This window comes from Companilactobacillus nantensis DSM 16982 (assembly GCF_001435815.1).
GTDB lineage: Bacteria > Bacillota > Bacilli > Lactobacillales > Lactobacillaceae > Companilactobacillus > Companilactobacillus nantensis.
The window spans coordinates 129,377-142,131 of sequence record NZ_AZFV01000002.1; the positions used below are offsets into that span (position 1 = coordinate 129,377).

General features: G+C 36.3%; 10 protein-coding genes. 6 read left to right on the forward strand and 4 right to left on the reverse strand.

All coding sequences use genetic code 11. The features are described 5' to 3' along the window. The first annotated feature begins 12 nt into the window (after positions 1-12). Both hslU and FD31_RS01655 read left to right on the forward strand, forming a co-directional pair. Complete coding sequence (gene hslU / locus FD31_RS01650; RefSeq protein ID WP_057891029.1) at positions 13-1,446, forward strand: ATP-dependent protease ATPase subunit HslU; 1,434 nt, start codon at positions 13-15, stop codon at positions 1,444-1,446. Between the two features lie 10 nt (positions 1,447-1,456). After that, positions 1,457-2,335 (forward strand): aldose 1-epimerase family protein, encoded by an 879-nt coding sequence (locus FD31_RS01655; RefSeq protein ID WP_057891030.1) that lies wholly within the window; start codon positions 1,457-1,459, stop codon positions 2,333-2,335. 72 nt (positions 2,336-2,407) lie between these two features. Here FD31_RS01655 and FD31_RS01660 read toward each other — a convergent pair whose 3' ends face one another. The 4 genes from FD31_RS01660 to plsY form a co-directional block, all read right to left on the reverse strand. Further along, positions 2,408-3,370, reverse strand: coding sequence for a hypothetical protein (locus FD31_RS01660; protein WP_057891031.1), 963 nt, complete (start codon positions 3,368-3,370; stop codon positions 2,408-2,410). Positions 3,371-3,583: 213 nt separating this feature from the next. Beyond that, positions 3,584-4,234: a hypothetical protein gene (locus tag FD31_RS01665; RefSeq protein ID WP_057891032.1), complete on the reverse strand. Its 651-nt coding sequence runs from the start codon at positions 4,232-4,234 to the stop codon at positions 3,584-3,586. A 294-nt stretch (positions 4,235-4,528) separates the two neighbouring features. Then, complete coding sequence (locus FD31_RS01670; protein WP_057891033.1) at positions 4,529-5,233, reverse strand: DUF3862 domain-containing protein; 705 nt, start codon at positions 5,231-5,233, stop codon at positions 4,529-4,531. Positions 5,234-5,347: 114 nt separating this feature from the next. Next, entirely contained in the window at positions 5,348-5,986 is a 639-nt protein-coding gene (gene plsY, locus FD31_RS01675) for a glycerol-3-phosphate 1-O-acyltransferase PlsY (RefSeq protein ID WP_057891034.1), read from the reverse strand. A gap of 208 nt (positions 5,987-6,194) precedes the next feature. Here plsY and parE point away from each other — a divergent pair, with 208 nt between their 5' ends. The 4 genes from parE to FD31_RS01695 all read left to right on the forward strand — a co-directional run bounded on the left by parE (position 6,195) and on the right by FD31_RS01695 (position 12,671). Beyond that, entirely contained in the window at positions 6,195-8,198 is a 2,004-nt protein-coding gene (gene parE / locus FD31_RS01680) for a DNA topoisomerase IV subunit B (RefSeq protein ID WP_057891035.1), read from the forward strand. 10 nt (positions 8,199-8,208) lie between these two features. Next, positions 8,209-10,650 carry a DNA topoisomerase IV subunit A gene (gene parC, locus FD31_RS01685; RefSeq protein ID WP_147007262.1) on the forward strand — a complete coding sequence of 814 codons (2,442 nt, stop codon included), beginning with the start codon at positions 8,209-8,211 and terminating at the stop codon, positions 10,648-10,650. 97 nt (positions 10,651-10,747) lie between these two features. Continuing rightward, complete coding sequence (locus FD31_RS01690; protein WP_057891042.1) at positions 10,748-11,704, forward strand: LysR family transcriptional regulator; 957 nt, start codon at positions 10,748-10,750, stop codon at positions 11,702-11,704. Positions 11,705-11,735: 31 nt separating this feature from the next. After that, positions 11,736-12,671 (forward strand): manganese-dependent inorganic pyrophosphatase, encoded by a 936-nt coding sequence (locus FD31_RS01695; protein WP_057891036.1) that lies wholly within the window; start codon positions 11,736-11,738, stop codon positions 12,669-12,671. The last annotated feature ends 84 nt before the right edge of the window (positions 12,672-12,755 follow it).

Below are 12,755 nucleotides of genomic sequence, written 5' to 3' on the forward strand. Positions count from 1 at the left end.
ATTAATAAATAAATGGACACATTAACACCAAAAGAAATTGTTGCTCAGCTAGATAATTATATTATTGGTCAAACAGATGCTAAAAAGGCCGTAGCGATTGCTTTATACAACCGTTACCGTCGAATGCAAGTACCTAAGAAGCTACAACAAGAAATCACACCAAAGAACTTAATGATGATCGGACCTACTGGTGTTGGTAAAACTGAAATTGCTCGTCGTTTGGCAAAAGTTGTCAACGCACCTTTCGTTAAGGTTGAAGCAACTAAGTTTACTGAAGTCGGATATGTTGGTCGTGACGTTGAATCAATGGTTCGTGATTTGGTAAGTGTTGCCGTTTCAATGGTCGAAAAAGAAAAATTTGACGAAATTAGACCAGAAGTTCGTCGCGACGTTGATAAGAAATTGGTCAAGTTGCTCGCTCCTGGTGTTAAAAAAGAACAAAAACAAAATAATAATGACTTCATGAGCATGCTAAACAACATGCAAAATGGTGGTCAAAACTTAGGTAGTATTTTTGGTAATGCCGATACTGTTGATGAAGATCCAGATACTAATTCAGATGTAACTGATGAAGTCCGTGATCAACGTCTATCCGTTAAGGAACAACTTGATAAAGGATTGCTTGAAGACCAAGAAGTAACAATTAAGGTTGAAGAATCTAAAAAAGTTGGTCCAATGGATGATCAAATGGGTCAAATGGGTATTGATATGTCCGGTATGATGGACTCATTGATGCCTAAGAAGACTATCACAAGAACCCTACCAGTTAAGGAAGCTCGTGAATTGTTGATTCAACAAGAATCACAAAAACGTGTTGATCATGACGAAATTTACCAACGTGCTATCGAAAGAACTCAAAATAACGGAATTATCTTTATTGATGAGTTTGATAAGATTGCTGCTGGTAACAAACGTAATTCAGGTGAAGTTTCTCGTGAGGGTGTGCAACGTGATATCTTGCCTATCGTTGAAGGTTCACGTATTAACACTAAGTATGGTTCAGTTGATACTGATCATATTCTCTTCATTGCATCTGGTGCTTTCGCCGAAAGTAAGCCAAGTGATTTGATTGCTGAACTTCAAGGCCGTTTCCCAATTCGTGTTGAATTGAACGACTTGACTGAAGACGATTTCATTCAAATTTTGACAAAACCAGACAATGCTTTGACAAAACAATATGTAGCGCTTACAAGAGCGGATGGAATACATTTAACTTTTACTAAAGAATCCGTGGAAGAGATTGCAAAAATTGCATTTGAATTGAATAATAGTAATCAGAATATCGGTGCTAGACGTCTTTCTACTGTCTTGGAAAAAATCTTAGCAGATATTCTTTACGAAGGACCTGATATGCAAATGGGTGATATTACCATTACTCGTGAATATGTCCACGAACAAGTTGGTAAGATTGCTTCAGATCAAGATCTTTCACGTTATATTCTTTAGGGGGAAAAACATGACAGTTTATCAATTGAAGAACGACTTTTTAACATTGAAAGTTAATTCACTAGGTGCTGAAATGAACAGCATCGTGAATAACGAAGATTCAGAATTCATCTGGCAAGCAAATCCAAAAGTTTGGGGTCGCCATGCACCTGTATTGTTCCCAATCGTTGGACGTTTAAAGGATGACCATTACTTTGTTGATGGTAAAGAATACAAGATGACACAACACGGTTTTGCCCGTGATCAAGAATTTAGTCTTGAATCACAAACTGATTCAAAACTAGTTTTGAGTTTGACAACTAGTGAAGCAAGTCTTGAAAAGTACCCATATCACTTCAAGTTGAGAATCATTTATCAACTAGTTAAGGATACTGTACAAATTTCTTACTTAGTCGACAGTATGGAAGAATCAGAAGATATGTACTTCTCAATTGGTGCACATCCCGGCTTCGAAGTACCTTTCGATAAAGGACTTAACTTCGAAGATTATAAAGTGGCAGTTGATCCTGCTGAATCAAGAACTCACATTCCAATCGAAAACCATTTAGTTAATTTGAATGGCGAAAAGAAAGTTGAGAATCAAAACTTCCCAATGTCACGTGATTACTTTGTTGACGATGCTGTAGTTTATCGTTTGAATGAACCAGCAGAAGTAACAATCTCAAGTGACAAGTCAGATCACAAGTTGACACTAGATACTGGTAACGCTAAGTTCTTCGGTATGTGGTCAACATATCCTGATGATAATGGTAAGTTTATGTGTATCGAACCATGGTGGGGACTTGCAGATAAGACTGACTCAGATAATGACTTTAAGAACAAATATGCTATTAACAAATTGGCTCCTAAGGAACAATTCGAGGCATATTTTAGCATATCCGTTAAGTAGATAAATTTAAAAGCTCAACACTTTAATAGGTGTTGAGCTTTTTTGGTGGATATATTTAAAATACACGATAGTTCACAGTAGGCATCTTTTAAGCGTTGGTAAGGATACGTTCTCATGGTAGTTCTGTTTGAGATGTTCTTGAATTTTAATAACAGTATCATACTTTTGGGATAATGATTTGATAAATTCTTTGGCTTCTGAAGTGAGTTGGCCTCTTGGAGAATTAGTCTTCCTAAAGTTACCATTAAATTCTTTCTTTTCACTAGGTTTGACGTCTTTTACAAATTTTAACTTTATCTTAGGTTCTGTTTTAGTCATAACAGTTGTTTGCGGTTCATCTGTCATTGTTTCAGACTGTTCGTTCAATTCTTGGTTTTTCAGTTCAAGTTCGTGTTGCAATGCATTGATATTCAAGACTAAATCAGCGGTGACAATTTTATATTCATCAATTTTCTTTTCGTAAGAATCAATACGAGCTAACAATGTATCGAGTTCTTTTTTAGTCCAGACGATGGCATCATTACTTAAGTTGATATAGCCTAAAGTTTCATTTTCATGCAGTTGGATTGGCTTGATTGGACCGGTCGGTGCATCTCCAAAAGTGGCGTAGGGAATATTTTTGAAATAACCCTTTGTATGTGCAGTGTACGATTTTGTGGTTTCATGAAGAGTTTCTTTCACATCTTCAATAAAAGAAGAAATGATTTTAATCAGTTTTCCTTTATCTTTGTAGTGAATTATTAATAATGGAATGTTGTTTTTATTACAGTAGTTTAGACGGGCAGTTCCATTGGCACTTAGTCTTCTTAAAGCTTCATGAGCCGCATGGGAGCTGTTCTTGGCTTTATAATGTTGTGCACCATTATATTCGATAATCGCTAGAAATCCATTAATATTCAATGAAAAATCAACTGGTAGTAAGACGTTTTCAGATTTACTCAACAAGTTTGGAAATGTTCGTTCACGATCAAAGATTATTTGCAGGTTATTCAAGATTCCAATAATTTGTGATTCAGGTTCTGATGGTTGTTCCATGATGAAGCCCCCTCAAATATGCTAGTTTCATTTTATAAAAGGTGGTCTATACAAGTCTAATTTAAAAGCTTCAAAAGCCCATAGAAAACGTTTGAATAGATACGTTTCTGATTATTATGAAACATTTAATCATAGGGGATGGTGAAACGCACTTTTCCATAAAAAAAAGACTCCAACATTTGTTAGTGTTAGAGTCCTTCAATATAGTTTAGTTTAAAGTGATTCGTATACTTCGCTAACTTTATCGTCTAAATCTGAAAATTTATTACTAAAAGTATTATAGCTTCCTGAAGGAGAGGTAATAAGGTTAACCATTCTTCGTAATTCAGCATATGAATCAGCATATTCCTTATATGAGTATTCACCAGTGTCATTTTCACTTAATTTATCTAGTAATTTCTTAGTCTTTTCGAGACTATTTTTGCATCGTCTAATCGCAGACGCATTGTCATCCAAAATGTTACTAATAGTTCGGTCAACATTAAAATCATCATTGTTTCTTGAGCTTTTAGTTATAGCATTACCCCAGCTTTTCTTTTCTTTGTTGCCGAGGTTTTCAGCTTCAATTGCTGTTAAAATGTAATTACTTTTATATTCTTTGGATTCTTTTCTAAAAGCTGTATTCATGGCGGATCTTTCCTGTTCTTCAACTTTTAGCTGGTGATGATATATTCCATTATAGATACCTGTTCCAAGCAGCATTCCTAAAAAAATTCCTCCTGAAATAAATAGTCCAAATTTTCCAACTGATCTGGCGGTTTGCTTTTTGGAAGTGATTCCTAGAAGCAGAGTAATTCCAAATCCGATTACAACAAGAAATGTTATTCCAGTAATTATTAGTAATGCTCCTAAAATTATGTTCATAATAAATTTTCCCCTTATGGCACAGCTTTTTTTGTCATCAGTATTTGGACGAGAAAATTATTGAATTGTGTCAGCAGTTATCGTTAAGTTTATCAAGTTCTTTTACAATTTGTTAGCAATAATTTGAAGTTTTTGCTTGTCGTAACTAAGAAGTTTAACTTATTCATTTTAATATATTCAATACTTATAAAATCAACTAATAAACTTATAAAAAAATTTTGAAATTAGTGACAAAAAAATAGTCGTCCACCTAAGTGAGCAACTAATAATAATTACATCATATGAATCCCTTGATTATTTCATCCCTGTCTGACTTTTACCACTAACAGTTTCGTTAGTAAAGTTGACAACAAAATTGGCTCCAGTACTGCCAGAAACGCCAGAAGAGTAAGTATAACTCTTAGATGTCTTGTCAGAATTAAATGATTCACTATAACCATTGGGTTTACCAACATTGTTAAGGATAGTACTTTCTTGCATACCGTTTTGCACTGAACTATAGGCATCCATTCCTAATTTTTCAGAACGAACAACCTTAAGACCACTGATGGCTTTGCTGATAGCGTGGCCATTAGCAAAAGTTACCTTTAGGTTAGAGCCTAAATCGCCATTATCGACTGTATTCCAAGTGTTGATTTCAGTTTTAACGTTATTAGCATTGGAAGTAGAAGTGGCGGATGGCTTGCCTAGTAGTCGCTGTACGGTGGCAATTGGTGTACCGCTTGACTCATTCAAAAAAATGCCACTGTATTGTGCAAAAGTAACGCCTGATTTATTAACTACCTTTTTCTTTTTAGTAGTCTTTTTTTGTTTTAAAACTTTGCTTGTCTTAGCAAATGGACCAGTGGCAGTCATCTTCATACCAGCCACACCACCACCAGCTAACACAATGATGACGATCAGTGTCCAAAACCACCAACGTTTATAAAAATGTTTTTTTTGACGATTCAAAGACCGACGATATGCTGCTCTTGTAGGCAAATTATCATTGTGATCCATAATCGACCCTCCCCGAATTGATAACGCTTTACTATACATTTTATCAGTAACTAATCATAATAGGGCTTTTTAATACAAAAAAAGCAAAACTAATTTTAGTTTTGCTTGAAAAACCTATTTACTGCTTTTTTCTTGAGCTGCTTTTTCACGCTGTTGTTTTTTATATCGCAATCCAATTGGCACAAGATTTTCTTGACCTTTGAGTAGTCGCTTAATGTTTGGAATATGACGATAATAAATAATGACAGTAACAATGGCAGCGACAGTCGTTAAGATCCAATCGTGTAAGAATAATGTCGCGATGGTGAAGAAGAGGATAGTTGTTAAACTAGCAACACTGACCATACTTGTGACATAGACGATTGATGCTAAAACGATAAAACAGATTACGAATAGTAATGGATTATAAGCTAGTAAGATACCAGCACTCGTAGCAACAGCTTTTCCACCTCGAAATTTCAAGAAAATCGAGTAACAGTGTCCAATAACCGCACAGATACCGACAAACAAGATTAAGTGTCGATCTAATCCGAAGAAAACAGGCATCAAGGCACCCAAAGTACCTTTCAGGATGTCGACTATTAGGACAACTGTCCCGGCAACTTTACCAAGGACACGGTAAGCATTTGTTGTTCCGACGTTTCCACTACCGTATTCAAAGATATTCTTGTGAAAGAAAACTTTGGCGACGATATAGGCAGTCGGAAATGAGCCAATTAGATAGGCTAAAATTGCAGAAATGAGAAGTTTCATTAAAAAATCACTCTCTCAGCTTTATTTTTTGGTATATTGTAACTCTATGGTGTTTTTACTAGAATTATAAATACCAACCTAGACATTATCCACTATTTTACCTAAAAGTAAAAGATTTCTCTTGAATACGAACATATATTCGTGTAGCGTAAGTAGTGTTATAATACTAGAATATCGGATTTGTAGTAAATGAAAAGGAATGATATAAATGCCAAAATCATCTTATGATGATTCGTCAATTCAAATCCTTGAAGGATTAGAAGCTGTACGAAAACGACCTGGTATGTACATAGGTTCCACAGATTCACGTGGATTACATCACCTTGTCTATGAAATCGTTGATAACGCCGTCGATGAAGCTTTATCAGGATTTGGTAAAGAAATCAATGTCTCAATCAACAAAGACAGCAGCATTACGGTAGTTGACCACGGACGTGGGATGCCAACAGGAATGCATGCTTCTGGTAAGCCAACAATTGAAGTTATCTTAACAGTACTTCATGCTGGTGGTAAGTTCTCAGAAAATAATTACAAAACGTCTGGTGGCCTGCACGGTGTTGGTTCATCAGTTGTGAATGCTTTGTCAGAATGGATGACAGTTCGAGTTGTCCGTGATGGAAAAGTTTACGAAGAACGTTTTGAAAATGGTGGTCACCCAGTTGGAACCTTGAAGAAGACTGGTACGACTAAAGAGGGTAACGGAACAACAATTAGTTTCAAACCTGATGCAACCATTTTTCAAACAACTAAGTTCAACTATGATACGTTGGCTGAGCGATTGCGTGAATCAGCCTTCTTGTTAAAGGGTGTTAAGTTTACCATCACTGATAAACGTGGTGATGAAGAGAAACAAGATATTTTCCATTATGAAGACGGAATTCAATCATTCGTTAAGTATTTGAATGAAGATAAAGATACTCTTGGCGGTATTTTTTACGTTGAGGGTGAAAATTCAGATATTGAAATCGAATTTTCCGGCCAATATAACGATGGTTATTCTGAAAATGTTATTTCTTTCGTTAATAATGTCCGTACCGCTGATGGTGGGACACATGAAGCCGGAATGAAATCTGGTTTAACAAAAGCGTTCAATGACTATGCCCGTAAAGTTGGTCTCTTAAAAGAGAACAGCAAGAACTTAGAGGGTAGTGATGTTCGTGAAGGTTTGTCAGCCATTATTTCTGTTCGTATCCCTGAAGAGATTCTTCAATTTGAAGGTCAAACGAAGGGTAAACTCGGTACACCTCAAGCTCGTTCAGCAGTTGACCAATTAGTTTACGAACAAATGAGTTTCTATTTGCTTGAAAATGGTGAGCAAGCTCAAATGTTGGTTAAGAAGGCTTTGAAAGCACGTGAGGCTCGTGATGCTGCTCGAAAAGCGCGTGAAAGCACTCGTAGTGGCAAGAAGAATAAGAAGACTGATGGTCTTTTGTCTGGTAAGTTAACTCCAGCTCAATCTAAAAACTCGGATCGAAACGAATTGTTCTTAGTCGAGGGTGATTCTGCCGGTGGTTCTGCTAAACAAGGTCGTGATCGGAAATTCCAAGCAATCCTACCTTTACGTGGGAAAGTTTTGAATACTCAAAAGGCTAAGTTGGAAGATATTTACAAGAATGAAGAAATCAATACCATGATCTATACGATTGGTGCTGGTGTTGGAGCTGACTTTAAACTGGAAAATCGGAATTATGACAAAGTCATTATTATGACCGATGCCGATGATGATGGTTCCCATATTCAAATCTTGTTGTTGACGTTCTTCTATCGCTACATGCGTCCATTAGTTGAGTCAGGTCATGTCTATATTGCCTTGTCACCACTTTACAAGTTACAAAAGGGTAAAGGTGCGAAGACACAAATTAGATACGCTTGGACACCTGATGAATTAAAAGAAGATATCAAACAGATGGGTAAGGGCTACGACTTACAACGTTTTAAAGGTTTAGGTGAAATGAATGCCGACCAATTATGGAAGACAACTATGGACCCTGAAAATCGTATTTTGATCAGAGTTAATATCGATGACGCAGCATTGGCTGAACGTCGAGTAACTACTCTGATGGGCGACAAAGTTAAACCTCGTCGTGACTGGATCGAAAATAATGTCCGTTTCAATGGTACCGAAGAAGGGGACAATATTTTGGAAAAGGTTGATGACGAAACTGATCCCATCGATAGTAAAATCGTTGACGATTTATTGAATAAGGAATAGGTGATAAATAGTGACTGAAAATTCTCCTAAAATTCAAGATATCTCGCTCGAAAAAATCATGGGAGATCGATTTGCGAGATATTCAAAATCAATTATTCAAGAAAGAGCTTTACCAGATATTCGTGATGGTTTAAAACCGGTTCAACGAAGAATCTTGTACTCAATGTTTTTGGATGGCAACACTTATGACAAAGGTTTTCGTAAGTCAGCTAAGGGTGTTGGTAACGTCATGGGTAATTTTCATCCCCATGGTGATTCATCAATTTATGAAGCCATGGTTCGTTTATCTCAAGACTGGAAACTACGTAATCCATTAATTGAGATGCACGGTAATAATGGTTCCATGGATGGTGATCCACCTGCTGCCATGCGTTATACCGAAGCTCGTTTAAGTAAAATTTCCGGTGAAATGTTACGCGACATCAATAAAGATACTGTTGATGAAGAGTGGAACTTTGATGATACCGAAAAAGAACCAAAGGTTTTACCTGCACGTTTCCCTAACTTATTAGTTAATGGTGCCACAGGTATTTCAGCGGGTTATGCGACTGAGATTCCACCTCACAACTTAGGTGAAGTCATTGATGCCACAATCAAAATGATTGATAACCCCGATATTACGCTGGAAGATTTAATGAAGATTGTTAAGGGACCTGACTTTCCAACTGGTGGTATTTTGCAAGGTAAAGATGGTATTAAAGATGCTTACCGAACTGGCCGTGGAAAAGTCTTCTTACGTTCTAAGACATCTATTCAAGAAATTCGTGGTCATAAATCACAAATTGTTATTACCGAGATTCCGTATGAAGTTAACAAAGCACAATTAGTTAAGAAAATGGACGAGATCCGTGTCTTGAAAAAAGTCGACGGTATCGCCGAAGTTCGTGACGAAAGTGACCGTCAAGGTTTGTCAATCGTGATTGAATTGAAACGGGATGTTGACGCTAACGGAATTTTAAATTACATGTTTAAAAACACTGATTTACAAATTTCATACAACTTTAACATGGTTGCCATTGCTGACATGCGTCCTCAACAGGTCGGTTTGGTTCAAATACTGCAGGAATATATTAAACATCAACAAGACGTCGTCTTACGTCGTAGTCAATTTGACTTAGCTAAGGCTAAGAAACGTCTGCACATCGTTGAAGGTTTAATTAAGGCGTTATCAATTCTTGATAAGGTTATTGCTACAATTCGTGGCAGTAAGAATAAGTCAGATGCTAAGAACAACTTAGTTAAAGAATATAAGTTTACAGAGGAACAAGCTGAAGCTATCGTATCCTTACAACTTTATCGTTTGACAAATACTGATGTAACTGAATTAGAGAAGGAAGACAAGGGTCTAAAAGCTCAGATTACTTCACTAAGTAAGATTATTGATGATCACACGACTTTGATGAACGTTATCAAGAAGGAATTGTTAGAAGTCCGTAAGAACTATGCTGACAATCGTCGGACTAAAATTGAGGCTAAGATTGAAGAAATCGAAGTTGATACGAGTGTCATGGTTGCCAGTGAAGATGTACGTTTGCTTGTCAGTCATGACGGTTACGTTAAACGTAGTAGCTTACGTTCATATCAGGCTTCTACTGGGGATGACAATGGACTAAAGGACGAAGATTATCCAATCATCGACCAAAATGTAAATACATTGGATCACCTGTTTGTCTTTACCGATAAAGGAAATATGATTTACCGTCAGATTTTCGAAATTGAAGACAGTCGCTGGAAAGATATGGGTTCACATCTATCACAAGAGATTGGTTTGGATGCTGATGAATCAATTCTGAAAGCATTTGTCTTTAAAGACTTGAAAGAAACCGGTAATTTCTTGGCAGCAACGACTGAAAATTACATTAAGCAAGTGGCGTTTACTGATCTCTTACCAGGTCGGACTTATAAGTCACGTGCTTCGAAGTACTGTAAGTTGAAAACTGCCACAGCTCGCGTAATGGATGTCTACTATGTTGCTACTGATGCGAAGAATTTGATTTATGTCTTTACAAAGCATTCATATGCTTCAGCTTTCCCAATTACGGAAGTACCAGTTGTCAGTGGGAAAGCAATGGGTGTTAAGTTTGTTAGTTTGAAAGATGATGATGAGATAGCTGGTTACTTTATGGCAACTGACGATAACGATAAGATCATTGTCTTAACGCAACGTGGTTCATATAAGCAAATGAAGTTGTCAGAGATTCCGATAACTAGTCGGGCTCGTCGTGGTGTGTTGACCTTACGTGAATTGAAACGTCAGCCACATCGTATTACCTTAGTAACAAATATTTCTAATGAGATGGAAGTCTCAATTATCACCGATACTAATAAGAAAATTGAAATTGATCGAGCAAGTCATCAGAGTACTGATCGTTATTCGAATGGATCCTTCATTATGGATCCAGCAACTGACGGTAATCCTGTCAGATTTGTGAAAGAAATTGCAGAAAAATAATGATATGAACAGCATTGTTTATCTTTATATAGTATTATTAACTTATTAAATACATTATTTTTTACTTTCATAAATACTTAGGAGGATTCTTTTATTGCTGGACGAAAAATCGCGAAGAGTCTTTAGCTCCAAAGCTTTAAATTATTTTGATGAATTAACTAAGAATATGAGCTATACAAAGACGGCCCAATTGTTAGGCATTACCCAACCGGCACTGACACAACAAATCAAAAAAATCGAACGTGTCGTCGGAGCACCACTGTTTTATAGCGTAGGAAAGAAGATTTATTTAACTGACGCAGGAAATTCATTACTTAAAGCCACACATCAAATGTTTGACTTGATTAATAATGTGACTGATCAAATTCAACAAGAATCTTCAGAGAAGAGCGGTACAATCAGTATCGGACTCTTGTCGACGGCTGAATCAATCGTCATTGAAGATTTTATTGTGGAATATAATCGGATTAATCCTAACGTGGTAATTGATTTGAATCTTTTGACACGTAAAGAACTGTGGGACAATATTCAAAACAACCGAATAGATTTGGCAATCATGTATTTGCCAGATAAAAACATCAAAAGTTGGAAGATTTACAAGTCGAAAAAAATTATCAGTGATAATATTATGTTGATTCACAATAATGAGAAATTTAGTAAGAAAAAATCTGTTTGTTATAAGGATGCTATCAGCAAACCTTGGGCAACTTACTTGAAGACTTACTATTTCTCTGAATTGTTGAGAGAACGTTTCCGGGATGCACTAATTGATTCACCGGAAGTTGTCGCTAGATTTTCTTCACCTTATCAACTATTGAAGTTTGCACAAGAATCAGAGGATGTTTTCACGGTTTTGCCATTGAGCTTTTGTATTGCACATCAATCAATGTTTAAACTTTATCAAACACCACTTGAACCAGCCATATCAAGTGATTTATCATTTGTATATCGAGAAGATAAAGAAAAGATTCCACGAATTCAAGAATTCTTGAATGAATGGGATAATTTCTTAGATAAGTCGGGCTATATTGACCGTCTTAAATCTTCAAGATAAATTTTATAAACTATAAAGGGGTATAGTACACATGCCAAAGGAAAAAGAATTAGTTTTCGGACACAAGAATCCTGATACAGATGCTGTTTCAGCAGCTATTGCTTATTCATATTTACAAAATCAACTAGGTTACAACACTGAAGCCGTTGCTTTAGGTGAACCAAACCTAGAAACAAAATTTGTTTATGATCATTTCAACGTTAAATACCCACGTATTATTTCAGCTATTAACGGTGAAGTTAAGAAAGTTATGTTAGTTGATCACAATGAAAGACAACAAAGTGTTAGTGACATCGATGATGTTGAAGTAACACACGTTGTTGATCACCACAGAATCGCTAACTTTGAAACTAGCTTGCCATTGTATTACCGTGCTGAACCACTTGGCTGTGTAAGTACAATTATCTGGAAGATGTATCTTGAAGAAGATGTTGAGATTCCTGGTCAAATCGCTGCTATCATGGCTTCATCAATCATTTCTGATACATTGCTATTGAAATCACCTACAACTACTGATGAAGATCGTGTTGCATTGAAGAGCTTAGCTGAAACTGCTGGTATCGATTATGAATCATATGGTCTTGAAATGTTGAAAGCTGGTACTAACCTAGACAGCAAATCAACTCAAGAATTGATTGACATGGATGCTAAGAGCTTTGACATGAACGGGACTAGTGTACGTGTTGCCCAAGTTAATACTGTTGATGTTGACGATACTTTGAAGCGTGAAAGCGACTTTATCAAAGATATCAAGGCTGAAAATGCTGACAAAGGCTACAACTTGTTTGTCCTATTGATTACAAACATTCTTACAAGTGACACAACTGGTGTTATTATCGGTGATACTGATCCAATCGCTAAGTTTGAACAAGCTCTTAATACTAAGGTTGAAGATAACAAGGCTGCTTTACCTGGTGTCGTATCACGTAAGAAGCAAGTTGTTCCTCCACTAAACGAATTATTCTAATTAAAAATATTATGAAACCACTTTCACATATGTGGTGAAAATAAACCCTCAGTTTTAATTAGGTTCTTTCTTAAACTTGGTTAC

Excerpts from the sequence above, each read along its gene's own strand:
- FD31_RS01665 (WP_057891032.1), bottom strand. The coding sequence starts at position 4,234 with ATGAACATAATTTTAGGAGCATTACTAATAATTACTGGAATAACATTT.
- FD31_RS01660 (WP_057891031.1), bottom strand. The coding sequence starts at position 3,370 with ATGGAACAACCATCAGAACCTGAATCACAAATTATTGGAATCTTGAAT.
- FD31_RS01670 (WP_057891033.1), bottom strand. The coding sequence starts at position 5,233 with ATGGATCACAATGATAATTTGCCTACAAGAGCAGCATATCGTCGGTCT.
- hslU (WP_057891029.1), top strand. The coding sequence starts at position 13 with ATGGACACATTAACACCAAAAGAAATTGTTGCTCAGCTAGATAATTAT.
- plsY (WP_057891034.1), bottom strand. The coding sequence starts at position 5,986 with ATGAAACTTCTCATTTCTGCAATTTTAGCCTATCTAATTGGCTCATTT.
- FD31_RS01695 (WP_057891036.1), top strand. The coding sequence starts at position 11,736 with ATGCCAAAGGAAAAAGAATTAGTTTTCGGACACAAGAATCCTGATACA.
- FD31_RS01655 (WP_057891030.1), top strand. The coding sequence starts at position 1,457 with ATGACAGTTTATCAATTGAAGAACGACTTTTTAACATTGAAAGTTAAT.
- parE (WP_057891035.1), top strand. The coding sequence starts at position 6,195 with ATGCCAAAATCATCTTATGATGATTCGTCAATTCAAATCCTTGAAGGA.